Origin of the sequence: Streptoverticillium olivoreticuli subsp. olivoreticuli, from assembly GCF_003391135.1 — a bacterium.
Lineage (GTDB): Bacteria > Actinomycetota > Actinomycetes > Streptomycetales > Streptomycetaceae > Streptomyces > Streptomyces blastmyceticus.
This window is the reverse complement of the sequence record NZ_CP031455.1, coordinates 7,687,158-7,711,644: the sequence shown is the minus strand read 5'-3', so window position 1 is coordinate 7,711,644 and position 24,487 is coordinate 7,687,158. Positions and strand designations below refer to the sequence as shown.

At 73.3% G+C, this 24,487-nt stretch carries 21 protein-coding genes; 10 read left to right on the top strand and 11 right to left on the bottom strand.

Annotation, left to right across the window (positions count from 1 at the left end; translation table 11 throughout):
* The first annotated feature begins 167 nt into the window (after positions 1 to 167).
* Both DXZ73_RS33460 and DXZ73_RS33455 read left to right on the top strand, forming a co-directional pair.
* A complete protein-coding gene (locus DXZ73_RS33460) occupies positions 168 to 1,673 on the top strand; it encodes a M1 family metallopeptidase (protein WP_116214695.1) in 1,506 nt (501 codons plus the stop codon).
* A gap of 136 nt (positions 1,674 to 1,809) precedes the next feature.
* Positions 1,810 to 2,529: a MerR family transcriptional regulator gene (locus DXZ73_RS33455; RefSeq protein WP_116214694.1), complete on the top strand. Its 720-nt coding sequence runs from the start codon at positions 1,810 to 1,812 to the stop codon at positions 2,527 to 2,529.
* Between the two features lie 237 nt (positions 2,530 to 2,766).
* Here DXZ73_RS33455 and DXZ73_RS33450 read toward each other — a convergent pair whose 3' ends face one another.
* The 6 genes from DXZ73_RS33450 to DXZ73_RS33425 all read right to left on the bottom strand — a co-directional run bounded on the left by DXZ73_RS33450 (position 2,767) and on the right by DXZ73_RS33425 (position 10,039).
* Positions 2,767 to 4,932, bottom strand: a complete 2,166-nt coding sequence (locus DXZ73_RS33450; RefSeq protein ID WP_116214693.1) for a 3-hydroxyacyl-CoA dehydrogenase NAD-binding domain-containing protein — start codon at positions 4,930 to 4,932, stop codon at positions 2,767 to 2,769.
* A gap of 58 nt (positions 4,933 to 4,990) precedes the next feature.
* Entirely contained in the window at positions 4,991 to 6,205 is a 1,215-nt protein-coding gene (locus DXZ73_RS33445; RefSeq protein WP_116214692.1) for an acetyl-CoA C-acetyltransferase, read from the bottom strand.
* Positions 6,206 to 6,250: 45 nt separating this feature from the next.
* On the bottom strand, positions 6,251 to 7,393 hold the full coding sequence (locus DXZ73_RS33440; protein ID WP_116214691.1) for an acyl-CoA dehydrogenase family protein: 1,143 nt from the start codon (positions 7,391 to 7,393) through the stop codon (positions 6,251 to 6,253).
* Positions 7,390 to 8,529, bottom strand: a complete 1,140-nt coding sequence (locus DXZ73_RS33435) for a CaiB/BaiF CoA transferase family protein (protein WP_116214690.1) — start codon at positions 8,527 to 8,529, stop codon at positions 7,390 to 7,392. The genes DXZ73_RS33440 and DXZ73_RS33435 overlap by 4 nt, the downstream gene beginning before the upstream one ends.
* 137 nt (positions 8,530 to 8,666) lie before the next feature.
* Positions 8,667 to 9,047, bottom strand: a complete 381-nt coding sequence (locus DXZ73_RS33430; protein ID WP_116214689.1) for an MmcQ/YjbR family DNA-binding protein — start codon at positions 9,045 to 9,047, stop codon at positions 8,667 to 8,669.
* Positions 9,048 to 9,103: 56 nt separating this feature from the next.
* Positions 9,104 to 10,039: a dihydrodipicolinate synthase family protein gene (locus tag DXZ73_RS33425; RefSeq protein WP_116214688.1), complete on the bottom strand. Its 936-nt coding sequence runs from the start codon at positions 10,037 to 10,039 to the stop codon at positions 9,104 to 9,106.
* 357 nt (positions 10,040 to 10,396) lie between these two features.
* On the opposite strand from DXZ73_RS33425, the gene DXZ73_RS33420 reads away from it, so the two are divergent.
* Both DXZ73_RS33420 and DXZ73_RS38515 read left to right on the top strand, forming a co-directional pair.
* Entirely contained in the window at positions 10,397 to 10,903 is a 507-nt protein-coding gene (locus tag DXZ73_RS33420) for an inorganic diphosphatase (RefSeq protein WP_116214687.1), read from the top strand.
* Between the two features lie 18 nt (positions 10,904 to 10,921).
* Complete coding sequence (locus tag DXZ73_RS38515) at positions 10,922 to 12,454, top strand: hypothetical protein (protein WP_162890429.1); 1,533 nt, start codon at positions 10,922 to 10,924, stop codon at positions 12,452 to 12,454.
* A gap of 19 nt (positions 12,455 to 12,473) precedes the next feature.
* Here DXZ73_RS38515 and DXZ73_RS33410 read toward each other — a convergent pair whose 3' ends face one another.
* The 3 genes from DXZ73_RS33410 to DXZ73_RS33400 form a co-directional block, all read right to left on the bottom strand.
* Positions 12,474 to 12,890 carry an SsgA family sporulation/cell division regulator gene (locus DXZ73_RS33410; protein WP_116214686.1) on the bottom strand — a complete coding sequence of 139 codons (417 nt, stop codon included), beginning with the start codon at positions 12,888 to 12,890 and terminating at the stop codon, positions 12,474 to 12,476.
* A 130-nt stretch (positions 12,891 to 13,020) separates the two neighbouring features.
* On the bottom strand, positions 13,021 to 14,202 hold the full coding sequence (locus tag DXZ73_RS33405; protein ID WP_116214685.1) for a sensor histidine kinase: 1,182 nt from the start codon (positions 14,200 to 14,202) through the stop codon (positions 13,021 to 13,023).
* Positions 14,203 to 14,287: 85 nt separating this feature from the next.
* On the bottom strand, positions 14,288 to 14,587 hold the full coding sequence (locus tag DXZ73_RS33400; RefSeq protein WP_116216042.1) for a YciI family protein: 300 nt from the start codon (positions 14,585 to 14,587) through the stop codon (positions 14,288 to 14,290).
* A gap of 82 nt (positions 14,588 to 14,669) precedes the next feature.
* Here DXZ73_RS33400 and DXZ73_RS33395 point away from each other — a divergent pair, with 82 nt between their 5' ends.
* On the top strand, positions 14,670 to 15,374 hold the full coding sequence (locus DXZ73_RS33395; protein ID WP_116214684.1) for an endonuclease V: 705 nt from the start codon (positions 14,670 to 14,672) through the stop codon (positions 15,372 to 15,374).
* Between the two features lie 116 nt (positions 15,375 to 15,490).
* On the opposite strand, the gene DXZ73_RS33390 is transcribed toward DXZ73_RS33395, so the two are convergent.
* Positions 15,491 to 16,504 carry a DMT family transporter gene (locus DXZ73_RS33390; RefSeq protein WP_275898603.1) on the bottom strand — a complete coding sequence of 338 codons (1,014 nt, stop codon included), beginning with the start codon at positions 16,502 to 16,504 and terminating at the stop codon, positions 15,491 to 15,493.
* Positions 16,505 to 16,820: 316 nt separating this feature from the next.
* Between DXZ73_RS33390 and DXZ73_RS33385 the strand changes: the two genes are divergently transcribed.
* Complete coding sequence (locus DXZ73_RS33385) at positions 16,821 to 18,431, top strand: FAD-dependent monooxygenase (RefSeq protein ID WP_116214682.1); 1,611 nt, start codon at positions 16,821 to 16,823, stop codon at positions 18,429 to 18,431.
* A gap of 46 nt (positions 18,432 to 18,477) precedes the next feature.
* Here DXZ73_RS33385 and DXZ73_RS33380 read toward each other — a convergent pair whose 3' ends face one another.
* The gene (locus tag DXZ73_RS33380; RefSeq protein ID WP_162890428.1) at positions 18,478 to 20,046 is read right to left on the bottom strand and encodes an FAD-dependent monooxygenase; all 1,569 of its coding nucleotides are present in this window, start codon (positions 20,044 to 20,046) and stop codon (positions 18,478 to 18,480) included.
* 648 nt (positions 20,047 to 20,694) lie between these two features.
* Here DXZ73_RS33380 and DXZ73_RS33375 point away from each other — a divergent pair.
* Genes DXZ73_RS33375 through DXZ73_RS33360 form a run of 4 tightly spaced genes read left to right on the top strand, consistent with a single transcriptional unit; the run spans position 20,695 to position 24,470 of the window.
* Positions 20,695 to 21,471: an alpha/beta fold hydrolase gene (locus tag DXZ73_RS33375; protein WP_116214680.1), complete on the top strand. Its 777-nt coding sequence runs from the start codon at positions 20,695 to 20,697 to the stop codon at positions 21,469 to 21,471.
* Positions 21,468 to 23,015, top strand: coding sequence for an amino acid adenylation domain-containing protein (locus DXZ73_RS33370; RefSeq protein ID WP_116214679.1), 1,548 nt, complete (start codon positions 21,468 to 21,470; stop codon positions 23,013 to 23,015). Before DXZ73_RS33375 ends, DXZ73_RS33370 begins: the two co-directional genes overlap by 4 nt.
* A 25-nt stretch (positions 23,016 to 23,040) precedes the next feature.
* Positions 23,041 to 23,304, top strand: a complete 264-nt coding sequence (locus tag DXZ73_RS38510; protein WP_162890427.1) for a phosphopantetheine-binding protein — start codon at positions 23,041 to 23,043, stop codon at positions 23,302 to 23,304.
* A complete protein-coding gene (locus tag DXZ73_RS33360) occupies positions 23,301 to 24,470 on the top strand; it encodes an acyl-CoA dehydrogenase family protein (RefSeq protein ID WP_116214677.1) in 1,170 nt (389 codons plus the stop codon). The genes DXZ73_RS38510 and DXZ73_RS33360 overlap by 4 nt, the downstream gene beginning before the upstream one ends.
* Positions 24,471 to 24,487: the final 17 nt, after the last annotated feature.

The window sequence follows — 24,487 nt, the reverse complement described above, 5'->3', positions numbered from 1 at the left end:
CGACGGCCGTGCAGAAGGGGATGCGAGCAGTCTCACGAGGTGGCCGGAAACACAACTGATGACAGGCGTATGACGTTCGCATGTCGACCGCCCCATGGACATACCCTCCTCCACAGTGAGTACATAGGCTCCGAGTGATCGTTCTCCTCTACGAGTTGGAGTGACTCGTGCGTCACAGACTCATCGTTCCGGGCGCGGCCGCCGTCTGCCTGCTGCTGGCGATCCCCGCGTCGGCCGCCGAGCCCACGCCGGGTGCCCCAGGCGTCGGGGACTCCTACTACCCCGACTCCGGGAACGGCGGATACCACGTCTCCCACTACGACCTGAGGCTGAAGTACCAGCCGAAGTCGGACAAGCTGGAGGGCACGGCGACCCTGCTCGCCACCACCACCCAGGACCTGTCCCGCTTCAACCTGGACTTCCTGCTCGACGTCAACGAGGTCCTGGTCAACGGCAAGAAGGCCACGTTCGCCAAGTCGGGCGTCCACGAGCTGGAGATCACCCCGTCCGCCGCCCTCCCCAAGGGCAAGGACATCAGCGTGGTCGTCCGCTACAGCGGCACCCCCTCCGAGGTCAAGGTCGCGGGCTTCACCGCCTGGAACCGCACCCCGGACGGCGCGGTCGTGGCGCAGGAACCGGAGGGCGCGGCCTGGTGGTTCCCCAGCAACGACCACCCGACGGACAAGGCCACGTTCGACATCTCGGTGTCGGTGCCGGACGGCTATCAGACCGTCAGCAACGGCATCCTCACCTCGCAGAGCTCCAAGCTCGGCTGGACGCGCTACAACTGGCGCTCCTCCAAGCCGCAGGCGACGTACCTCACCACGCTCGCGGTGGGCAAGTTCGACATCACGCAGGACACCACCGCCAACGGGCTGCCGGTCCTCAACGCCTACAGCAAGGACCTCGGCGAGAACGCCCCGGCCGTGCGGGCGAGCGTCGAGCGCACCCCCGAGATCATCGACTGGGAGAGCTCGCTCTTCGGGCCGTACCCCTTCACCGCGGTCGGCGGCTATGTGCCCAACGTCAAGACGGGCTACGCGCTGGAGACCCAGACCCGGCCATACTACAGCCCCTCCAGCTTCCGCAACGGCGCCAACACCTCCCTGATCGTGCACGAGCTCGCCCACCAGTGGTTCGGCGACAGCGTCTCGGTGAAGGACTGGAAGAACATCTGGATCAACGAGGGCTTCGCCACCTACGCCCAGTGGCTGTGGTCGGAGAAGGAGGGCGAGGGCACCACCCAGGAACTCGCCGACTACATCTACAACGGGGTGCCCGCCGACAACGCCTTCTGGACGGTGAAGCCGGGCGACCCGGGCGCGGACAAGCAGTTCGACCGCGCCGTCTACGACCGGGGCGCCCTCGCGCTCCAGGCGCTGCGCACCAAGGTCGGGGACAAGACGTTCTTCGAGATCCTCCAGGGGTGGACGGCCGCGAACAAGTACGGCAACGCCTCGGTGCAGGACTTCGCGACGTTCGCCGAGAAGGTCTCCGGCAAGCCGCTGGCGCAGCTCTTCGACACCTGGCTGTTCTCCACGTCGAAGCCGGCCGTGTCGCCGAACGCCACGGCGGGCAAGGCGGGGAAGTCCGCCAAGTCGCTCAAGGCCCCGGCCCGGCCCAAGTCCTGGCAGAAGATCCAGGAGGCGCAGGCCGCCCACCCGCACCACTGATCCCGCTGATCCCGCACGCCCGGCAGGGCCCGTCGCACCCCACGGTGGTGCGACGGGCCCTGCCCCTGTGTCATGGGCGGTGAAACAGCAATACTGTTGAACCCCAAGGTGCGGAACAGAGAGCGAGGCGCCGCCGATGGCCACGGACACCGAGGAACCGGACCTCACCGTCGACGAGTTGGCCGCCCGCGCCGGCGTGACCGTGCGCACCGTGCGCTTCTACAGCAGCCGCGGGCTGCTGCCACCGCCCGAGATCGGCCCCCGCCGGGTCGGGCGCTACGGCCCCGGCCACCTCTCGCGGCTGGCCCTGATCGAGGAGCTCCAGCACCAGGGCCTCACCCTCGCCGCCATCGAACGCTACCTGCGCCGGCTCCCCGACGGGATCGGCCCGCACGACCTCGCCATCCACCGCGCCCTGGTGGCCTCCTGGACACCGGACGAGCCCGAGGAGACGACCCACGCGCAACTGGAGCGGCGGGCCGGGCGCGCGCTCACGGAGGAGGACGTCGACCGGCTCGTCGCGATGGGCGCGGTGGAGCGGCTCTCCCCCGACGGCCCCCTCCGCGTCGACCCGGGCCTGCTCCCCCTCGGCGTACGGCTGCTGGACGTCCCCCTCGCCCCGGAGACGCTGCTGGCGGCGCGCACGGTTCTGCTGGAGCATGCGCGCGCCACGGCCGGGGAGTTGACGCGGCTCTTCCGCGACGAGGTCGACGCGCCGGATGTGGCGGCCATGAAGTCGCTCTCGGCGCATATGCAGCCGCTGGTGGTGCAGGCGTTGGTGACGGCGTTTCAGCGGTCGCTGCGGTGTGAACTGCGTTCGCTGTACGCGGAGGAGGAGGCGGAGGCGTCCCGCTAGGCCGCCTGCGGCGGGCCTTTCCCCACCCCGCCCCTTCCCGGCTGTGTCGATTTGCGGCTCCGCCGCGTGGGGGCTCCGCCCCGGACCCCGGTCCTCAAACGCCGGACGGGCTGAAATCAGCCCGTGGGGGCACCTCCCAGCGGTAGCTGGGGGAGTTTGAGGACGCGCCCGCAGGGCGCTGGGGGTCCGGGGTCTCCCCGGTTTCGGGAAGGGGCGGGACTGGGGAAAAAATCCCTCCTACTCGAAGCGTTCGCCCCGTTCCGCCTTTTCCAGAAGCAGGCGCGGCGGCGCGAATCGATCACCGTATGCCGCCTGCAAAGCGCGCGCCCGCGTCACAAACCCGGCGAGCCCGCCCTCATACCCGTTGATGTACTGAATCGCGCCCCCCGTCCACCCCGGGAACCCGATCCCCAGGATCGACCCGATGTTCGCGTCGGCCACCGACGTCAGGACGCCCTCCTCAAGGCACCGCACCGTGTCCAGCGCCTCGGAGAAGAGCATCCGCTCCTTCATGTCCTCGAACGGAATCGCCGCATCCGCCCGGGTGAAGTGCTCCCGCAGCCCCGGCCACAGGCCGGCCCGCTTGCCGTCGACGTAGTCGTAGAAGCCCGCGCCGCCGCTGCGCCCGGTGCGGCCGAACTCGTCCAGCATGCGGTCGAGCACCGCGTCCGCCGGGTGCGGGGTCCAGACGCCGCCCGCCTCCTCGACCGCGCGCCGGGTCTCGTCCCGGATCCTGCGCGGCAGCGTGAAGGTGAGCTCGTCCATCAGGGAGAGCACCTTGGCCGGGTAGCCGGCCTGGGCCGCGGCCTGTTCGACGGAGGCGGGGTCGAGGCCCTCGCCGACCATCGCCACGCCCTCGTTGATGAACCGGCCGATCACCCGTGAGGTGAAGAAGCCGCGCGAGTCATTGACGACGATCGGCGTCTTGCGGATCTGCCGGACGAGGTCGAAGGCGCGGGCCAGCGCCTCGTCCCCGGTCCGCTCCCCCTTGATGATCTCCACCAGCGGCATCTTGTCGACGGGCGAGAAGAAGTGCAGGCCGACGAAGCCGTCGGGCCGCTCGACGCCCTCGGCCAGCAAGGTGATCGGCAGGGTGGAGGTGTTGGAGCACAGCAGCGCGTCGGGGGCGACGATGTGCTGGATCTCCTGGAAGACCTTGTGCTTGAGGGACGGGTCCTCGAAGACCGCCTCGATGACGGCGTCGCAGCCAGCGAGGTCCCTCGGGTCGGCCGTGGGCGTGATCCGGGCGAGCAGCGCGTCCCGCTCGGCCTCGGTCGTACGGCCCTTGGCCACTGCCTTCGCGAGCAGGCCCGCGGAGTAGGACTTGCCCTTCTCGGCCGCTTCCCGGGAGACGTCCTTGAGCACGACCTCGATGCCCGCCTTGGCACAGGCGTAGGCGATGCCCGCGCCCATCATGCCCGCGCCGAGGACGGCGGCCTTCGTGACCGTGCGGGGCGCGACGTCCGCGGGCCGGCTGGCACCGGAGTTGACGGCCTGGAGGTCGAAGAAGAACGCCTGGATCATGTTCTTGGCAGTCTGTCCTGTGACCAGCTCCGTGAAGTAGCGGGCCTCGATGACCTGCGCGTTCTCGAAGTCGACCTGCGAGCCCTCGACGGCCGCCGCCAGGATGTTGCGCGGCGCGGGGTAGGGGGCGCCGCCCAGCTGCTTCCTGAGGGTGGCGGGGAAGGCCGGAAGGTTCGCCGCGAAGCGCGGGCTGGCCGGGGTGCCGCCGGGGATCCGGTAGCCCTTCTCGTCCCAGGGCTGCCGGGACTCGGGGTGGGCGTCGATGAAGGCACGGGCCTTGGCCAGCAGTTCCTCGCCGGTGGCGGCGGTCTCGTGGACGAGGCCCGCCTCGAGGGCGCGCGGCGCGCTGTAACGGGTGCCCTGGAGCAGCACCTTGAGGAGCGCGTCGGTGATGCCGAGGAGCCGTACGGTGCGGGTGACGCCGCCGGCCGCCGGGAGGAGGCCGAGGGTGACCTCGGGCAGGCCGATCCTCACGTGCGGGGCGTCGAGGGCGACGCGGTGGTGGCAGGCGAGGGCGATCTCGTAACCGCCGCCGAGGGCCGCTCCGCCCACGGCGGCGACGACGGGCACGCCGAGGGTCTCGATGCGGCGCAGGTCGCGCTTGATGGCCATGCCGGTCTCGAAGACCTGCTGCGCGTCCTCGGGCCCGACCTTGATCATGTCCTTGAGGTCGCCGCCCGCGAAGAACGTCTTCTTCGCGGAGGTGATGACGACGCCCCGTACGGACTCCTTCTCGGCCTCCAGCCGGTCGGCGACCGCGGCGAGGGACGCCTTGAAGGCGGCGTTCATGGTGTTGGCGGACTGGCCGGGGTCGTCCATGACGAGGGTGACGACCCCGTCGTCGCTCCGCTCCCAGCGAATGGTGTCGGGCAGGCTCATGTGGATGCTCTCCGTTGAAGATCAAGAGGCGGGCAGGGGCGGGGAATTCCCCGGAGGGCTACAGGCGCTCGACGACGGTGGCGATCCCCATACCGCCTCCCACGCAGAGCGTGACCAGCCCGTACCGCTTGCCCTGGCGTTCGAGCTCGTCGATGACCGTCCCGAGCAGCATCGCCCCGGTCGCCCCCAGCGGGTGTCCGAGCGCGATCGCCCCGCCATTGACGTTGATCTTGTCCAGGCTGATGTCCATGTCGCGGGCGAAGCGCAGCACCACCGCGGCGAACGCCTCGTTCATCTCCACCAGGTCGATGTCGTCCACGGTCAGCCCGGCCTTGGCGAGGGCCTTGCGGCAGGCGGGCGCGGGGCCGGTGAGCATGATGGTGGGGTCGTCGCCGGAGACGGCCGCGGAGACGATACGGGCGCGGGGCACGAGCCCGTACCGCTCGCCGGTCTCGCGGTTGCCGATGGCGACGAGCGCGGCGCCGTCGACAATGCCGGAGGAGTTGCCCGCGTGGTGGACGTGGTCGATCTTCTCCACCCAGTGGTACTTCTGGAGCGCCACGGCGTCGAAGCCGCCCTGCTCGCCGATCGCGGCGAAGGAGGGCTTCAGCCCCGCGAGGGTCTCGGGGGTGGTGCCGGGGCGGATGTGCTCGTCGCGGTCGAGGACGACGAGGCCGTTGCGGTCGCGCACGGGCACCACGGAGCGGTCGAAGCGGCCCTCCTTCCACGCCTGGGCGGCGCGCTCCTGCGAGCGGGAGGCGAAGGTGTCGACGTCGTGGCGGGAGAAGCCGCCGATGGTCGCGATGAGGTCGGCGCCGATGCCCTGCGGCACGAAGTTCACCTGGAAGTTGGTCATGGGGTCGGCGAACCAGGCGCCGCCGTCGGAGCCCATGGGCACCCGGGACATCGATTCGACGCCACCGGCGAGCACGAGGTCCTCCCAGCCGGAGCGGACCTTGGCGGCGGCGAGGTTGACGGCTTCCAGGCCCGAGGCACAGAAGCGGTTCTCCTGGACGCCCGCGACGGTGTCGGGCAGCCCGGCGGCGATGGCGGAGATCCGGGCGATGTCGGAGCCCTGGTCGCCGAGGGGGCTGACGACGCCGAGCACGATGTCGTCGACGGCGGCCGGGTCGAGGTCCGGGAAGCGCCGCCGGAGCTCGTGGATGAGGCCGACGACGAGGTCGACGGGCTTGGTGCCGTGCAGCGCGCCGTTGGCCTTGCCGCGGCCGCGCGGGGTGCGGATCGCGTCGTACACGTACGCTTCGGTGGTCACGGTCGTATGCCTTTCAAAGGTGGCGGCTCGGAAACAGCGGCGGGGTCAGGCGAGCAGGGAGCGGCCGATGATCTCCTTCATGATCTCGGTGGTCCCACCGTAGATCGTCTGGATCCGGCCGTCGGTGAACGCCTTGGCGACGCGGTACTCGGTCATATAGCCGTATCCGCCGTGCAGTTGCAGGCAGCGGTCGGCGACGCGCTTCTGGAGCTCGGTCGCCCACCATTTGGCCATGGAGGCGTGGACGGCGTCGAGCTCGCCCGCCGCGTGGTCGGTGATGCAGCGGTCCAGGAACGCGCGGGTGACGGCGCACTCGGTGGCCATCTCGGCGATCTCGAAGCGGATGTGCTGAAGTCTGGCGAGCGGACGGCCGAACGCCTCGCGTTCCTTGACGTAGCGGGTGGTGATCTCCAGGAGGTGCTCGGCGGCCGCGATCCCGGCGACGGCGATGCTCATGCGCTCCTGGGCGAGGTTGGTCATCAGGTGGCCGAACGCGCCGTGGAGCTCGCCCAGGAGGTTCTCCTTGGGGATCCGCACGTCCTGGAAGAAGAGCTCCGCGGTGTCCTGGGCCTTCTGGCCGATCTTGTCGAGGTTGCGGCCGCGTTCGAAGCCGGGCATGCCGCGCTCGGCCACGAACAGGCTGAGGCCCTTCGCCCCGCCCTCCGGGGTCGTCCTCGCGACGACGATGACGAGGTCGGCGAGGATCCCGTTGGAGATGAAGGTCTTGGAGCCGTTGAGCAGCCAGTGGTCGCCGCGGTCCTCGGCCGTGGTGCGGATGCCCTGGAGGTCGGAGCCCGCGCCCGGTTCGGTCATGGCGACGGCCGTGATGATCTCGCCGGTGCAGAAGCCGGGCAGCCAGCGCCGCTTCTGCTCGTCGGTGGTGAGCGAGGTGAGATACGGCCCGATGACGTCGTTGTGCAGCCCGACCGCGAGCCCGGCGGCGCCGGCGCGGGTGAACTCCTCGGTGAGCACGGCGCTGTAGCGGAAGTCGGCGGTGCCCCCTCCGCCGTACTCCTCGGGCACGGCCAGGCCGAGCAGCCCCTGCCGACCGGCCGCCAGCCACGCCTCGCGCGGGACGATGCCGTCCTTCTCCCACTGTCCGTGGTGCGGCTCGACCTCCTTGGCCAGGAAGGTCCGCACGGCCTTGCGGAACGCCTCGTGGTCGGCGGTGAAGATCTGACGCTTCATCGGTGCGGGCCCTTCCGGTGGGGGGCGAGGCCGCGGACGTCCCAGTCGCGTGCCACCTCGGCGGTGTCCGCGCCCGGCCGGGCGGGCGGCCGGCGCACGGAGCCGGGGGTGGCGGAGAAGCGCGGGGCGGGTGCGGGCTGGGTGAGGCCGCCGTGCTCGACGAAGGTGCCGCGGGCGGCGAGGTGCGGGTGGCCGGGGGCCTCCCGCAGGGACAGGACCGGTGCGACGCAGGCGTCCGAGTGCGCGAAGACCGCCGTCCACTCGGCGCGGGTGCGCTGCTTGAAGCGTACGGCGACGGCGGTGCGCAGCGCGTCCCACCGGGCGGGGTCGTCGCGGTCGGGCACCTCGCCCGTGAGGCCGAGGCGGTCCAGGAACTCCGCGTAGAAGCGCTTCTCCAGCGCGCCCACCGCCATGTGGAGGCCGTCGGCCGTCTCGTACGTCCCGTAGAAGGGCGCTCCTCCGTCGAGGAGGTTGGCGCCGCGCCGGTCCTGCCAGGCGCCCGCGGCGAGCATGCCGTGGACGAGGGCGGTCAGGTGGGCGGTGCCGTCGACGATGGCGGCGTCGACGACCTGGCCGGTGCCGGTGGCGCGGGCGTGCTGGAGGGCGGCGAGGACGCCGACGACGAGATAGAGGGAGCCGCCGGCGAAGTCGCCGAGGAGGTTGGCGGGGGCGTACGGCGGGCCGTCGGCGGGCCCGGCCAGTGCGAGGGCGCCGGTGACGGCGATGTACGCGATGTCGTGCCCGGCGGTGTCGGCCAGCGGGCCCTCCTGGCCCCAGCCGGTCATCCGGCCGTAGACGAGGCGGGGGTTGCGGGCGAGGCACGCCTCGGGGCCGATGCCCAGGCGCTCGGTCACGCCGGGCCGGAAGCCCTCCAGGAGGATGTCGGCGCGCTCGGCGAGGTCCAGGACGGCCGGGGGGCCGTCCGCGGACTTCAGGTCGACGATCACCGAGCGCTTGTTGCGGTTGGTGAGGTCGTGGCGGGGGTCGATGTGCAGCCCGGGGCCGTCGGGACGGTCGACGCGGACGACGTCGGCGCCGAGGTCGGCGAGGAGCATGGCGGCGAACGGGGCGGGCCCTATCCCCGCGAGCTCGACCACGCGCACACCGGTGAGCGGACCGTTCGCCGTCTCCGTCATCCAGACCCCAGTCCTATGACACAAGTGCTGTAACACTCGTGATGTTAAGAACGGGTTCCAGTTTCCACAAGCCCCGGCCGCGGCCCGCGGCCGGCAAAATCCCGCCGGACCGGCGGCACTTGGGCGCCTGCCCCCTCTCAGCCCGCGTCGAGCTGGGCGACGAGCTTCTTGGGGGCGATCGTCCGGTAGCTCTCCTCGACCCAGTCGCAGAGCAGCTCGACGGGGACGTCCCCGCCGGTCAGCGGGATCGACACCCAGCCCGACCGCCCCAGCCCGTAGCCCGTGGGCGCGGCGCCGGGCACGGCGAGGGCGTGGCCGTGCGCCTCCTCGTCCTTGAGCTTGACGCTGATGCCGGGCGTCTCGGTGTTCCCCTCGGACCCCAGGAAGACGAAGATCTTCTTGTTGACCTTGATCACGGCGTCCTCCTCCCAGGGGAATTCCTCGCCCGCCCCCGGGAGCCCGAGCGCGAACGCACGGACCTTCGCCCGTGCCTTGAGTGGTGCTGAAGCCGTGGCCATGGGTGCCTCCGGGAAGGGTGGGGCGGGTGATGCCCCACGCTAACCCGCGGGCCGGCTCACAGCAGGCCCGCCTCTTCGAGGAGTCGGCGCACCGTGCGCACGGATGCCTCCGGCAGGGGGTCCGGGTGCGCGGCGGTCGCCGGGCAGTCGATGACGCCGAGCAGGCGCAGGGCGGTCTTGAAGCCGAGGAGCGCGGAGGACCCGGCGCTCATCACCGCCGGGTCGCCCGTCTCCGTGAGCGCGAACAGCGCCGTCAGCCGGTCCTGTTCGGCGGCGGCCTCGCGCCGGCGGCCCGCGCGGGCGTACCCGTACAGCCGTACGTATCCCGCGGGGTCCACGTTGCCCAGCCCCGGCACGACGCCGTGGGCCCCCGCCAGCAGGGCGGCGTCGGCGGCCCGTTCGGAGCCGGTCAGCACGCTGAACGTCCGGTCGAGGCCGCGCTCGCGCAGCCCGGCGAGCAGCACGCGCAGCGCGCCGAGGTCGCCGCTGCTGTCCTTCAGCCCGGCGAGGGTGCCGTCCTGTGCGAGCGGCAGGAGGACGGCGGCGGTGAGCTTGCTGTGGACGGCGGACGGGATGTCGTACGCGATCAGCGGCAGCCCCGTGCCCGCCCGGACGCGGCGGAAGTGCTCGGCGGTCTCGACGGGGTGCGCGCACGCGTAGAAGGGGGCGGTGACGACGAGCGCGTCCGCGCCGAGCGCCTCCGCGGCGCGGGCGTGCGCCTGCACCCGGGCCGTCGTCATGTCGATGGCGCCCGCCAGCACGGGCACCCGCCCGCCGACCGCCTCGACGACGGCCCGGAGCGCGGCGCCGCGCCGGTCGTCGGTCAGGAAGGCGGCCTCCCCGCTGGATCCCAGCGCGAACACGGCCTCCGCGCCCGCCGCCAGCACATGCTCCACGAGCGCCCCGAGCGAGCGGACGTCCACGTCCCCGGCGGACGTGAGCGGCGTGCAGACCGGCGGCACGACCCCGCACAGGGGCACGGGCAGCGGCATTCGGATCCCCTTTCGCCGTCTTCGCGGCAGGCTGGGATTTCTGTACCCGGCATCGGTCGAATCAAGCCCGCCCTGCCCGTCCCCCGGCAAGGCGGACACCTTCCCGCCTGCGGCGGGCGGCCCCGGACTCCCCTGGCCCCCCGCGGACCCCGTCCGAGGGGGCCCCAGAGGTGCCCTCACGGGGCTGGATGTGCAGCACGCAATCACCGACCTGCAGCCCGCCCAAGCCCGTCCGGCGATTGAGGACACCGCGCGGCAGCGCGGTCCGGGGCCCGTGCCCCGGCAGAACGGATACCTTCCCGCCGCACCCGCGCCGCGCCACCATGGAGGCAGCCGACCGCCAACGGAAGGGCACCCGTGGACTTCGACGTCGTCGTGGAGATCCCGCAAGGCAGCCGCAACAAATACGAGATGGATCACGAGCGCGGCCGGATCCGTCTGGACCGGCTGCTGTTCACCTCCACCCGCTATCCCGCGGACTACGGCTTCGTCGAGGAGACCCTCGGCGCGGACGGCGAGCCCCTCGACGCCCTCGTGCTCGCCGGGGAGCCGACCTTCCCCGGGGTGGTCATCCGGTGCCGCGCGATCGGGATGTACCGGATGAGGGACGAGCAGGGCGAGGACGACAAGGTCCTGTGCGTGCCCGCGAACGACCCCCGCCATGAACACATGAGAGATCTGCGCCACTTGCCCGAGTACGACCGGCTGGAGATCCAGCATTTCTTCGAGGTCTACAAGGAGCTCGAACCCGGCAAATCCGTCGACAGCGGCGCATGCTGGGCCGACCGCGCGGCGGCCGAGGCGGAGATCACGGCGTCGGTCGAGCGGGCGGCGGCCGCGAAGCGGGGGCAACAGCGGGCGTAAGTACGGTAGATAGGGGGCATGGCCCCCACGGAACGGCACTCCGACCTCACGCCGACGGCGCCCCACCGGGGTGCCGGGCCGCTCCCACCCGCCCGGCAGGCGCCCGAGGGCCGGGCACCGGTGCGGCCGCGGATACCGCCGCTCGCCGGCGTCGCACTCCTCTACGCCCTCGCGCAACTCTGCTACGCCGTCGCCCATATGAACCTCGGCTGGGACGAGACGGTCTATCTCTCCCAGGTCGATCCCCGGCACCCCGCCGCGTTCTTCAGCGCTCCCCGTTCCCGCGGCGTCTCCTTCCTCGTCGCTCCCGTCGTGGCCGCGACCTCCTCGACGCCCGCCGTGCGCGTGGTGCTCGTGCTGCTGTCGTCGGCGGCGCTGTACGCGGCGTTCAAGGTGTGGGAGCCGCTGCTCGGGCGGCTGCGGCCGGCGCTCGCGGCCGCGCTCTTCGGCAGTCTGTGGATCACGGTGCTCAGCGGGCCGCAGGTCATGCCGAACCTCTGGGTCGCACTGACGTCGGTCGCCGCCGTCGGCTGGTTCCTGCGCGCCCGCGAGGAACGCGAAAGGCCGCGCCGCGCCCTCGCCGGCCTCGCCCTCTCGCTCGCCGCCGCCACGCTCTTCCGCGCGCCGGACGGCGTCTGGCTCGCCCTGCCCCTGCTCGCGGTCTGCGCGACCGTACGCGCCTGGCGGCGCCCGGGCACCGTGGCCGCCGTGCTCGGCGGGCTCGCGCTGGGCGGGGTGCAGTGGGCGGTCGAGGCGTACGTCCGCTTCGGCGGGATCACCCGGCGGCTCGACATCTCCAGCGACACCGAGGGCGGCATGGGCGCCCACCTCGGCGGCGGGCTGTCCGCGACGTTCCGGGCGCTCGACGGGCCGCTGCTCTGCCGCCCCTGCCGCATCGCCGGGCCGCCGCTCACCCACTCGCTGTGGTGGCTGCTGCTGCCCCTCCTCGCCGCCACTGCCTGCGCGCTGGCACTGAGGGCACGCCGTCGCACGGCGGCGACCCTGCTGCCCGTCGCCTGTGCGCTGTCCGTCGCGGCGCCCTACCTGCTCCTGCTGGACTACTCCGCGCCGCGCTTCCTGCTTCCCGCGTACGCGCTGGCGGCCCTGCCGGTGGCCGGGCTCGCGGCCCACGCGCTCCGGGCCGTGCGCGACGGCCGGGCCCGTACCGGCGTGGCCGCGCTGCTGTGCGCCGTACTGGCCGCGCACCTCGCCGTACAGATCAAGGAGCTGCGGGTGAACGCGGCGGACGCGCGGGACACCACGGTGCGCTACCGGCGCGCCGCGGACGGCCTGGAGCGGCTGGGCCTGCGGGCGCCATGTCTGGTCAGCGGGCCGCGGGCACAGCCGATCGCGTACGAGGCGGGGTGCGCGTCCGCGCAGACCATGGGGAACAACCGGTCGACGACGACGGCGGCCCTGGTGCGCGCCGCGGCGCGGGAGCCGATGGCCGTGCTGTACGACCCGGGTGACGGGTATCTGCCGCCGTATGCCCGCGGCTGGCGGGCGCATCCGCTGCGCGGCACGGACTGGGTGGCGTACGTCGCCCCGTGACGGTCGATGCGGGGCGCTCTCAGGGGCTGGAGTCCAGCAGTGCCGTCAGGTCCGTGTCCAGGTCGAGGTGCGCGATCTCCGTGCCGGCGGGGACGAGCGCGTAGGAGCGGGCCAGGAAGCGGCGGAGTTCGGCGGTGTCGATCTGGACCATGGCGATGCCCTCGGGCGCGTGGAACTCCAGCACGGTGCGGTCCGGGCCGCACGGCCAGACGTGGACGTCGCCGCCGCCCGCCGGGGAGAGCAGCCCGCACGCCAGCAGTTCGCGCGCGAACGCCCACGCCACGTCCGCCCCGTCGAGGGACGCCACTGGAGGGAACGCGATGTGCACCGCGAAGGGGTCTGAGGGCACATAGCGGAGCTGCGCGGGAACGGCGCGGTCCTTCGGGGCCGATGCGATCAGCCGTGCCTGGACAGCCTGGTCGATGACGGTGGACAACGCGCGCTCCCTTGCGGTCGGTATGGGGTGGTACGGGTCCTTGCCTCTCTCTGCTTCTCCTGGAGAGACGGCGGATCGAATACCTCAGCCACATGAATCCGATGTGACCTGCGTCACTCTCATGCCGCCGTCAGTGCTGGACCGGCAGCACGGCGAGCACTTCCCAGCCCCCGCCCGGCACCGGCCCCGCGGTCAGGGAGCCGCCGATCGCGTCGGCCCGCTCGGTGAGGCCCACCAGCCCCAGCCCGCCGCTGTCCTCGGGGGTGCGGCGGGCGTGCGGCGGAGTGCGGCCGTTGTCGCGCACGGAGACGAACAGGCGCGGGCCCGCGTCCCGGAGCGCCACGTCCACGGCCGACGCGCCGGGGCTGTGCTTGGCCACGTTGGCCAGGGCCTCGGTGACGATGCGGTGGACGGAGGCGGCCAGTTCGGGGGCCAGTCCGGCGTCGAAGCGGGGGTCGACGTGCAGGGAGACGCGCGGGGCGCCGGGGCTCGTGCGGGAGAAGTCGTCGACCAGCTCCGCGATCCGGTCCAGGCCGGGCAGCGGCTCGCGGTGGGCCTCGTCCTGCTGGAGCACGCGCAGCAGCCGCCGGGCCGTGGTCATCGCCTCGCCGCCCGCCTCCTCGATGTCCCGCAGCGAGGCCGCGATCCGCTCGTCCCGGGCCAGCGAGCCGGTGGCCTTCGCCAGCAGGGTCATCGCGGCGACGTGGTGCGAGACGAAGTCGTGCAACTCGCCCGCCAGCTCCAGCCGTTCGGCCTCCCGCGCGGCGGCCACCGCCCTGGCCCGTTCGGCGTCGCGGTAGCGCAGGCACAGCCCCAGCGCGGCGACCCCGGCCACGACGAGGGAGTAGGCGACCACGGTGGTGCTCAGCGCGTCGGCGTCCCGGACCGGCGCGGCGAGCACGCCCGCGGACAGCGCGATCCCCAGCGGCACGGCGGCCCGTACGGGCGTCCGCCAGGCGACGAGCGCCAGCAGGACGAGCAGCGCCGCGCTCTCGGTCAGGCCCCAGACGGGCACGTGCGCGCCGACGGCCAGCAGATAGCCGGTCGCCGACCAGGAGACGACGACGGCCGCCACCGCGCGGACGGCGAGCTGGGCCCACGGCAGCACGCACACGGCGACCAGCAGGCCCGCGCACCACACCACGAGGTGCGCGTGGTGCCCGCCGCCGTGACCCGGGTACACGGCCCGGCTCAGCAGCCGCCCTTCGACCATCCACAGCCCGCAGAGCCCGGCCAGCAGCCACCCGTAGCGGCGCCTCGACCGGGCGGGCGGAGGGCGGTCGAGGGTCGAAGGCAGGGTTATGGGGGTCATGCATTCACGTTATGGGCGCCCCCGGGGCCGGGGGATCGCCCTTACAGCCACCCGCCATGGGCCGAAAGGATGAATCTTTGACCTTTCAGGACGGCAGCTCCTGGCGGTACGGCTCCAGCGGCGGCGCCGTCTTCGTCGCGACGAACTCGGTGATCGAGTATTCGCACACCCCCGCCACGCTGAACGGGTCGCTCTTGGTGATCTCCTCGATCTTCGCCCGGTCGTCGCCGATGGCGATGATGATCCCGCCGTCGCGCGGGACCTTGCGGCCCGAGGCGATGAAGACGCCCGAGGCGTAGTGCGCGTCGAGCCAGGCGACGTGCTCGGCGAGGGCGGCGTCGATGCGCTCGATCGGCGCGATGTAGGTCAGCTCAAGTACGAACATGATCCACAGGCTACGCGCGCCGGGCCCGCCCACGGGACCCCCGGCCGCCCCGGCGCGCCCGGCCGGTAGCGTGAGGCCCACCATGAGCGACACACCTGACGAGCTGCCCGCGGGCTGGCCCACGACCGAGGCGGAAGCGACCGCCGTCCAGGACGAGTTGCGGGGCCGGGTGGTGCGGGGCGAGCCGGGGCCGTCCCCCGACGTACCCCTGATCGCCGTCGGCGTGGACGTCGCCTACGACGACGAGCACGACCTCGTCGCGGCGGCGGCCGTCGCCCTCGACAGCGGCACCCTGGAGGTCGTGGCGGAGGCGACGGCGGTCGGCCGGGTCGCCTTCCCGTACGTGCCCGGGCTGCTCGCCTTCCGCGAGATACCCACCGTCCTGGCCGCGCTGGACCGGCTGCCGGTCGCCCCCGGCCTGGTGGTCTGCGACGGCTACGGGCTCGCGCACCCGCGCCGCTTCGGCCTGGCCAGCCACCTCGGGGTGCTGACGGGCCTGCCGACGATCGGCGTCGCCAAGAACCCCTTCACCTTCCGCCACGCCGACCCGGGCCCGCTCCGCGGCGACACCTCGCCCCTGCTGGACGGCGCGGAGGAGGTCGGCCGGGCCGTCCGCACCCGGGCCGGTGTGAAACCGGTCTTCGTCTCGGTCGGCCATCGGGTGAGCCTGGACGGCGCCTGCGCGTTCACCCTGCGGCTGGCCCGCGAGTTCCGCCTGCCGGAGACGACGCGCAGAGCGGACGCGCTGTGCCGCGCCGCTCTGCGAGCGGCGTCCGCGGACGTGTGAGGGCGGGGGCTGTGCCCCCGCCGCCCCCGGACCGGACTCCCCCGGCTACCGCTGGGAGGTGCCCCCGACGGGCTTGATGCCGCAGGCCGGCGGTCGAGCACCCGCACACGGGGCCCTCAGATGTCCGACGAGCTCGAATGTGCCGCGGCTCGGCGGTCGCAGGTGGCGAGTCCGGCCCGGCCGGCACTTGAGGCCGCCCGCCGCAGGCGCAGCGGAGTCGCGCCCGACATGCGGCGGTCCGCCGGTCCTGGACCATCAGGGGCGAAGCCCCGGGGCGCGGGAAGAGCGGCCGGCTCGGGCGGCGCGCGCTCCGCGTCGCGCGCGGTCAGCGTGATCACACCGCTCGTGGCCACCGCGCCGGCCGCCGCGGCCAGCACACCGCCGAGCAGTCCATGGCGGAAGCCCTCGCCGAGCACCGTTATCCCGATGGCGGCGGCCACCGCGGGATTGACGACGGTGAGCGTGGCGAGCGGGGCGGCGAGGCCCGCGCCGCGGTAGGAGGACTGGGAGAGCAGCAGTCCGGCCGAGGCGAAGAACACCACGCAGGCCAGCACCAGCGGCAGGGAGCCGGTCTCGTGCGAGGTCCAGTCCTCGGCGGCGGCCTTGGTGAAGACGGAGGCCAGGCCGAAGGCGACACCGGCCGCCGAGGCCAGCACCACGCCCCGGAGGACCGGGCGGTACACCCAGCGCGCGGCGAGCGTGAGGGCGACGACGGCGCCCAGCCCGGCCGCGGCGAGCACGGGTCTCGCGGCGCGGTCGAGGGTCTCGGTGCGCGGCGGCCCCGTGAGCGTCAGCAGCGCCGCCAGCCCTCCGGTGGCGAGCAGCGCGCCGCGCCAGCCGACGGCGCCGACGGGTCTGCGGACGAACACCGCCGCCATCGGCAGGGCGAAGACGATCGTGAGCGCGCCCAGCGGCTGCACCAGGCTCAGCGGGCCGTAGGCCAGGGCCAGCACGTGCAGCGCGGCGCCCACTCCGGTCAGCCCGACCGCGCCCCACCAGCTCGCGTGCCGCAGCGGACCGCAGGCTCCGCCACCGCTGGTGGTGGCGACACGCTCCTGCACGATGGCCGCGCCCGCGTAGCAGACGGCGGACACCAGACACAGCAGCACCGACATCGCCAGCGAACTCACGTCGCCCCTCGCCGGTCCGTCCCGAAGCCCTTCATACCTCCACCTTGCCTCGGTGCGCCGGGCACGTCGTCGTACCTGAGAACGGACTGTCGGGTACTACGGATGGAGTACGGGGCCACGGAGGTACGTAGAGGGCCACCCCGAGGCGCCACCCGTCCCGAGAAATGCTATTTACATTTCTTTCCGTGCGGAATTGGCGGCCGGGAATCCCCATTGCCATTCCGCGCGGCCGACTGAAATCCTCGATCGCGGAAACAATTCCCGATTCCGTATTCGAGGGTTGTCCGAGGGGCCGACGACACCGGGAGGAGGAACGGTGACCCGGCTGCTCCACGAGACCGACGTGCTGATCGTGGGCGGCGGTCCGGTCGGACTGGCGCTGGCGCTGGACCTGCGGTACCGAGGCGTGCGGTTCCTCGTGCTCGACGCCTCCGACGGCTGCGTTCCGCACCCGGGGGCGAGCACGGTCGGGGCCCGGCCGATGGAGCTGTTCCGGCGCTGGGGCGTCGCCGACGCGATCCGGGCGTCCGGCTGGCCCGGTGACCACCCGCTGGACGTCGCCTGGGTGACGGCCGTCGGCGGACACGAGATCCACCGCGTGCGCCGCGGCACCGTCGACAGCCGACCGCCCCTGCCGCACACCCCCGAGCCCGAACAGATCTGCCCGCAGCACCGGCTCACCCCCCTGCTCGCGCGGGAAGTGGGGGCGCATCCCGAGGGACCGCTGCGGCTCCGCTGCCGGTTCGACGGCTTCACCCAGGACGCCGGCCTCGTCACCGCCTCGGCGACCGACCTGCGCGACGGGGCGCGCCTGACGTTCCGGGCGCGCTATCTGGTCGGCTGCGACGGCGCGGGGTCGGCCGTGCGCGCGGCGGCGGGCATCGCCGCCCCGGCGCGGCACGGCACGCGGATCCTCCGCGACATCCTCTTCCGCGCCCCCCGGCTGCGCGGCCGGCTCGGCTCGCGCGGCGCCCTGGTCCACCTCCTGGTCCGGCCGCCGGCACCGCGCTTCCCCGTGCGGGCGGTCGACGGACGGGAGTTGTACCGGCTGACGGTGGGGGCGGAGTGCGGGCAGCAGGGGCGCGCCGCCTTCGGGCAGGACGCGATGAGCCTGGTCCGTACGGCGGTGGGGCTCGACACTCCGCTGGAGCTCGTCTCCGAGAGGGTCTGGCATCTGACCCACCGCGTCGCCGACCGCTTCCGGCAGGGCCGCGTCCTGCTCGCGGGGGACGCCGCCCGCTGTCTGCCGCCGCCCGGTGGCGCGGGCCTGGAGACCGGCATCTGCGACGCCGCCGACCTCGGCTGGAAACTCACCGCGGAGCTGACGGGCTGGGCGGGCCCCGGCCTGCTCGACACCTACGACACCGAACGGCGCCCGGTGGCCGGACACGGCGGCCCCTGGCGGGGCATGCGCCGCGAGGTGTCCGAGGCGGTCCTGTCGGACTCCCCGGAGGGTGTGCGGGCCAGGGCCGAGCTGGCGGGGCGACTGGAACGCGGCGAGGCTCAGGGCGAGTTCATTTCACCGGATACGGCCTTCGGCGTCCGATATGACTCGCCTGTCGTCGTCCCCGACGGGCCCGGCGACTTCGACTGGCGTACGGACGCCGTGCCCGGGGCCCGGGCCCCGCACGCGTGGCTGGGCGCGGGGATCTCCACCCTCGATCTCTACGGCCTGTCCTACCGTCTGCTGCTGCTCGCCGGTTCCGAACGCCGACACGACTACGCGCAGTTGAACGGCTTCGAGCGCGCGTTCACCGATCGGGGCGTGCCCTTGCGGATGACCCACTGCTACGCACCGCGGGTGGCCGCGTGCCATCGTCTGCCGTACGTCCTGGTACGTCCCGACGGCCATGTCGCTTGGCGCGGGTCCCGGCTGCCGCCGGATCCGGGGGCACTGGCGGACACGGTGCGGGGCGCGGGGCGGTGAGGTCCGGTACGGCCGGCGTCCGTGTGCGTGTCGATCGCCGGGCGGTTCAGACCGGCCGCGCCCGCCGGACGAACCATCGGCCCAGGTAGGCCGACAGCGCCCGCTCGTCCCCCGGCCGCGCCCGCAGGCCCACATGCCCGTCCGGCCGGACGAGGAGCATGCCCCCGGGCCATCCCCTCTCGTCCGACACCGGCCGCACGTGGAACACCTCCGTCGGCACCGCGTAGTCCGCCAGTACCCGCCGCATCCCCATCGCGTCGCCGACGTCGCTCCCCAGCCGGCCCGGGACGACCAGCAGCGTCCACCGCCCGTACGAGAGCAGGTCGTGCAGCCCGCGCCGCCGCCCGCCCTGGACGACGGGGAGGTCCGGCAGGCGATCGCCCGCGCGGAGCGGGCCGTGGCCGCCGCCGTCGGCCGACAGGGCGCTGGTGCGGTGGTCGGCGGCGAAGTGGCTGAGGACGGCCCGGCCCCGTCGGTCCATCCGGCCGTCCGCCCGCACGGCGGGGCCGACGATCCCCAGCGCGGCGAGAACGGGCGGGGCGGCGGGCAGTTCCGGGAGGGTGCGGCTCAGCCACCGCGTGAGCTGCCGCGCGGTCCTGTGCTGCTCGGTGGCGTAGGTGTCGAGGAGGGCCGGTGCCGCCCAGCCGTGGTGGACGGCCGCCAGCTTCCAGCCGAGGTTGTGCGCGCCGCGCAGCCCGGCGTCCAGGCCATGGCCGCCGACCGGGGCCCACACATGGGCGCTGTCGCCCACCAGCAGGGCGCGGCCCACCCGCAGCGAGGCCGCGGCGCGGTCGTGGAAGCGGGCACGGCCGGCCCACGGCGGGTCGGCCGGCATGAGATGCAGGCCGGGGTCGTGGGTGCCGTGGGCCAGCAGGTCGCGCACCTCGTCGGGGCTGGGCGCCGCGGTGATCCGGGGGTCGGGGTCCCGCAGGAAGCACAGGAGCCGGTAGCCGCCGCCCGGCCTGGGGGTCGCGACGGCGCACAGCCTGCGTTCGAAGAAGACACGGACGGTGTCGCGGGCGTCGCCGTACTTCCAGTCGACCTCGGCGTTGATCTGCAGGGCCTGGAGACCGGGGCGGGGCCCGCCCTCGCAGGGGACGCCGAGCGTCGTGCGGACGAGGCCGTGGGCGCCGTCGCAGCCCACGACCCAGCGACAGCCGAGCGTCCGGGCCCGGCCGTCGGGGCCGCGGACGTCCACCTCGGCGCCGTCGCCCCGCAGGCGCACGGCCAGCGCCTCGGTGCCCCGGCGGACGTCGCCGCCGAGCGCCCGGAGGCGGCGTTCCAACAGGGGCCGCACGGCGCCCTGTTCGACGGACAGCGGGCGGGGGAAGGCCGTGCCGGGCACGTCCGTCGCGTGCCGGCCGATGTGCCGCCCCCGGACGTACACCTCGGCCCGGCTCAGCAGCAGGCCGTCGGCCAGGAGTCCCTCCGCGCAGCCGAGGTCGCGCAGCACTTCCAGGGCTCGCTGCCGCAGCACACCGACACGGGGCTCCCGCCCGGGGCGGCCCTCCTTCTCGACGACGGTCACGCCCACCCCGTACAGCCGCAGCGCGACGGCCAGCGCGAGGCCCGCGGGCCCGCCGCCGACGACCACGACATCCTGGAAGTCGCTCATGGTCATCTCCCTCCCCCTTGTCCTGATTGTCAGGGTGCGTCAGGCGCCGCTCAATGGGGCCGCACGGCCTCGGCCCAGGGCGGATGGAGGGGCCGGGCGAGCCGGCCGGGCGGGAAGGAGTGGATTCGGCGGACCGGAGGATTTCGCCCCGGACGGTCCCGGAGGGCCTCTTGACCGGCCTTGCGAATAAATGCGTCCGGTGTGCGATGCGACGCGAACTCCGGGAAATCAAAGGAAAGTTCATGATAACCCCTGCACACGGCGCGATGCCAGCACTTTTCCGCGACCGTGACGCCTTTCACCCCGGGGCGGCCGGCGCTCCGAGCGGCCTCCGGAGGATCGGCCCGAATGGGGAGGGATACCGCAACTGGAGGACGTTCACCGCGATTTGCCGCTTGATCACGGAAGTCCGGACTCCCCCTGCGCGTACACCCGGAAGAACGCCGCCGGACCGGTCCGCCACACCCCGGTGCGGCAGGAATTTCACATTCCGCGGTTCGCGCAGTTTACCGCGGTCCTCGTCGCATTGGATTCAACTCCCCGAATCCAGAAAGCAGTTGACGACGACATTGGCGTGAGCAAGTATCGGTTCGGCCGATGGTCGGCGTTCCCTGTTCACCCAACCGGCACTCACAGCGAGGACATCGGATGTCCACCATCGAGTTATCGCGCGGGCCCGTCGAATACACGGTGCTCGGCGGCGACCCCGAAGCGGCACCTCTGGTTCTCCTTCACGAAGGACTCGGCTGCATCGCCATGTGGCGGCGCTTTCCCGCACGCCTGGCGGCGGCCACCGGGCGGCGCGCCCTGGTCTTCTCCCGCCACGGTTACGGAAGTTCGGGCCCGGCCCGGCTGCCGAGGTCACCCCGTTATATGCACGAGGAGGCGTACGAGGTCCTGCCCGAGCTCCTCGACCGGCTCGGCCTGCACCGGCCCGTGCTCGTCGGCCACAGCGACGGCGCCTCGATCGCGCTGCTGCACGCGGCCGCGCACCCCGTCGAAGCGGCCGTGGCGATGGCCCCGCACCTCTTCGTCGAGGACCGCACCCTGCAGGGCATCGAAGCGGCCCGCGCCGCCTTCGCGTCCGGGCCGCTGGCCCGGGAGCTGGCCTTCTACCACCAGGACCCGGGGGCCGTCTTCCACGGCTGGAGCCGGGTGTGGCTCTCCCCGGAGTTCCGCGACTGGGACATCGGGCCCGACCTCGCCGGGGTCACCGCCCCCGTCCTCCTCGTCCAGGGCGACCGCGACCAGTACGGCACCGCGGCCCACCTCGACGCGGCACAGCACGCCCTGCCCGGCCCCGTACGGCGGCTGGAGCTGTCCGACTGCGGCCACACCCCGCACCTGGAACGGACCGACGACGTGATCGAAGCCGTTCACACCTTCCTTGTCGACCCAGCGTTGCGCCAGGAGACACGACCATGAGCGACACCGACGACACCCGCCTGGACGCCCTGCTCACCGCCGCGGCCCACCGCCATCCCGGCCGACCGGCCCTGACCGCCGAGGGACGCACCTGGACGTACGCCGAACTGGACGACGCCGTCGAGGTGTTGGCGGGCCGGCTGGCCGCCGTCGGGGTGGCGCCCGGCGACCGGGTGGGCGTCCACGCCCCCAAGGGGACGGCCGCGGTCCTCGGCATCTACGCGGGCCTGCGGGCCGGGGCGGTCGTGGCCCCGCTCGACGTGGCGGACCCGCCGGTACGGACCGCGCACATGGTGCGCGGCGCGGGCATCTCCGTGTTGCTCACCTCGGACCGGGCGCCGGCGGCGAGCCGCAGGGCCGCGGCGGAGGCGCTGACGCCCGGGAGCCCCGCGGCAACGGAAGGCGCACTGGACCACGGCCTGCATTGGATCCGCACCCTCCCCACCACAGACCGGCCCGCACCACTTCCCGCCCCAACAGACCACGGCGGCTACGTCCTGTTCACTTCCGGAAGCACCGGCCGCCCCAAGGGCGTCCTCCTCTCCCACGCCAACGTCGCCCACTTCGCCCTCTGGGCCGCCGAGGAGCTCGGCCTGACCGAGGCGGACCGGGTCGGCTCGCAGGCCGCGCTCACCTTCGACCTCACGACTTTCGACCTGTTCAGCACGGCAGCGGCGGGCGCCTGCGCCGTCCTGATGCCCGACGTGCTGCGGGCCTTCCCGCGCGACGTCGTCGGCTGGCTCACGGAGCAGCGGATCACCGCGTTCTACGCGGTGCCCTCGCTCTATCAGGGCATGCTCGAACAGGGCGGCATCGAGGGGCACTTCCCGGCCTCGCTGCGGGTCGCGGCCTTCGCGGGCGAGCCCTTCGCGCCGCGCCCGCTGGAGCGGTATCTCGGCCTCCTGGGCGAGGTGCCCTTCTACAACCTCTACGGGCCCACCGAGACCAATGTGTGCACCTACAGCCGGGTGCCCGCCGACTGGACCGCCGACCAGGAGATCACCATCGGCCGGGCCGTCGACGGCGACACCGTCGACGTCTTCGACGAGGACGGCCGGCCCACCGACGGCCAGGGCGAGATCCTCGTCGCCGGGGCCACCGTCTTCCAGGGCTATCTCCAGGACGGCACCCTGGTCGACCCCACCCGCACCGTCGTCTTCCGCGACGGCGTCCCGCGCCGCGCGTACGCCACCGGCGACATCGGCCGGATCACCGGGGACGGCCGCATCTTCCTGCGCGGCCGCGGCGACTCGCAGGTCAAGCGGCGCGGCCACCGCATCGACCTGCTCGACGTCGAGAGCGCCGTGCTCGGCCTGCCGCAGGTCACCGCCGCCGCGGTCGTCGCCAAGGACGGCCCGCACCGGGGCGAGATCTGGGCGTACGTCCGGACCGCCGCGAGTGCCGAGGACGTCCTGGCCGGACTGCGCGGCGTCCTGCCCCTGCGCATGCTGCCCGACCGGGTGGTCACCACCGACTCGCTGCCCGTCAACGCCCGCGGCAAGGTCGACCGCCGCGCGCTCGCCATCTCCACCGTCACCGCCTGAACCCTCCCACCGAAGGAGCCCGACCGTGCACACCGTGGAAGACCTCTGCGCCCTCATCAGCAGCAAGATCACCTGGGGTCGTGGGGAGGAGCCGCAGCGGCTCCTCCCCGACACCCCGCTGCTCGAACTGGGCCTGCTGGACTCGCTCACCATCATGCAGATCGTCACCGCCCTCGACGCCGAGGCCGGTCTCACCCTGCCGGACACCGAGATCGTCGCGGCCAACTTCCGCAACCCCGGGGCCCTGTGGGCCGTCCTGGAGAACATCGGGGCGGGGGCCGCGCGATGACCGCCACGGACCGTCTGCTGCGCACCGGCCCCACCGCGACCGAGGCCGTGGTGAGCGAATACCGCGACCGGGCCCGGCCGCTGGCCGAGCAGCTGACAGGCAAGGGCTTCCGCGACCAGTGGGAGGCCCTGGCCGGGCTCGGGGTGCTGCGGCTGGATCCGCCGGAGCCGGACCGGGCGGGTGCCGCCCCCGGGGCCGTCACCCGCTCCCTGGCCATGATCGAGGGCATCGGCCTGGCGGGCGTCGACCCGGGTGTCGTCTACGCCCTGGCGTCCCAGGTGTTCGGCATGCAGTACCCCCTGCGCGCGGTGCTCCCCGAGGAGGCGTGGCGGTCCCTCGCCCACCTCCAGGAGGGCCGCGTCCTGCTGTGTCACGCGCTGACCGAGCGCCGGGGCGGCAGCGACCCGCTGTCGATGGACACCCGGGCCCGCCGTGACGGCGACGGCTATGTGCTGGACGGTGCCAAGACCTTCATCACGGCCGCGCCGGTGGCCGACCTGGCCCTGGTCTTCGCCCGGACCGAGGAGAACCGTTCGCCGTTCGCCCTGTCCGCCTTCCTCTTCCCCGTCGACACACCGGGGGTGACCCGCGCCGACGCGTTCGCCAAGACCGCGCTGCCGGGTGTGCCCATGGGGGAGCTGGCCTTCGAGGGTGTGCGCCTGGCCGCGGACCGCCGGATCGGCGCGGAGGGCTCGGGACTCGCGATCCTCTCCTCCACCACCACGTGGGAGCGGGCCCTGCTGCTCGGTTACGCCCTCGGCCCGATGCGCCGGACGCTCCAGCGGATCACCGCCTGGGCGTCCGAGCGCGACCACTTCGGGCGCAGGATGGGCGCGAGTCACCAAGTGGCCGCGCGGGTCAGCGACATGGCGCTGGCCCTGCACAGGTCGCGCAGCCTGCTGTACGCCATGGCGGCGCGGCTCGACGCGGGCACGCCCACGCGCCGGCTGTCCGCCGAGGCGGCGCTCACCAAGATCTCCGTGTCGGAGGACTACGTACGGCTGACCGGGCACGCCACCGCGCTCTCCGGCGTACGGGCCTTCATCGCCGACTCCGAACTCCCCGCCGACCTGCACAGCCCGATGGCGGCCCTCACCTATGCGGGCCCGAACGACCTGCTGCGCGTCGGCGTCGCCCGAGAATTCGGCCTTCCCGTAGAGAACTGATTCCCGAAAGGCCCCTC

What these genes read in the sequence shown, in the direction of transcription:
- DXZ73_RS33430 (WP_116214689.1), bottom strand. Translation starts at nt 9,047, where the DNA reads ATGGCCACGGCTTCAGCACCACTCAAGGCACGGGCGAAGGTCCGTGCG.
- DXZ73_RS38515 (WP_162890429.1), top strand. Translation starts at nt 10,922, where the DNA reads ATGGCCCCCACGGAACGGCACTCCGACCTCACGCCGACGGCGCCCCAC.
- DXZ73_RS33450 (WP_116214693.1), bottom strand. Translation starts at nt 4,932, where the DNA reads ATGAGCCTGCCCGACACCATTCGCTGGGAGCGGAGCGACGACGGGGTC.
- DXZ73_RS33360 (WP_116214677.1), top strand. Translation starts at nt 23,301, where the DNA reads ATGACCGCCACGGACCGTCTGCTGCGCACCGGCCCCACCGCGACCGAG.
- DXZ73_RS33425 (WP_116214688.1), bottom strand. Translation starts at nt 10,039, where the DNA reads ATGCCGCTGCCCGTGCCCCTGTGCGGGGTCGTGCCGCCGGTCTGCACG.
- DXZ73_RS33435 (WP_116214690.1), bottom strand. Translation starts at nt 8,529, where the DNA reads ATGACGGAGACGGCGAACGGTCCGCTCACCGGTGTGCGCGTGGTCGAG.
- DXZ73_RS33395 (WP_116214684.1), top strand. Translation starts at nt 14,670, where the DNA reads ATGAGCGACACACCTGACGAGCTGCCCGCGGGCTGGCCCACGACCGAG.
- DXZ73_RS33400 (WP_116216042.1), bottom strand. Translation starts at nt 14,587, where the DNA reads ATGTTCGTACTTGAGCTGACCTACATCGCGCCGATCGAGCGCATCGAC.
- DXZ73_RS33440 (WP_116214691.1), bottom strand. Translation starts at nt 7,393, where the DNA reads ATGAAGCGTCAGATCTTCACCGCCGACCACGAGGCGTTCCGCAAGGCC.
- DXZ73_RS33375 (WP_116214680.1), top strand. Translation starts at nt 20,695, where the DNA reads ATGTCCACCATCGAGTTATCGCGCGGGCCCGTCGAATACACGGTGCTC.
- DXZ73_RS33455 (WP_116214694.1), top strand. Translation starts at nt 1,810, where the DNA reads ATGGCCACGGACACCGAGGAACCGGACCTCACCGTCGACGAGTTGGCC.
- DXZ73_RS33405 (WP_116214685.1), bottom strand. Translation starts at nt 14,202, where the DNA reads ATGACCCCCATAACCCTGCCTTCGACCCTCGACCGCCCTCCGCCCGCC.
- DXZ73_RS33380 (WP_162890428.1), bottom strand. Translation starts at nt 20,046, where the DNA reads ATGAGCGACTTCCAGGATGTCGTGGTCGTCGGCGGCGGGCCCGCGGGC.
- DXZ73_RS33370 (WP_116214679.1), top strand. Translation starts at nt 21,468, where the DNA reads ATGAGCGACACCGACGACACCCGCCTGGACGCCCTGCTCACCGCCGCG.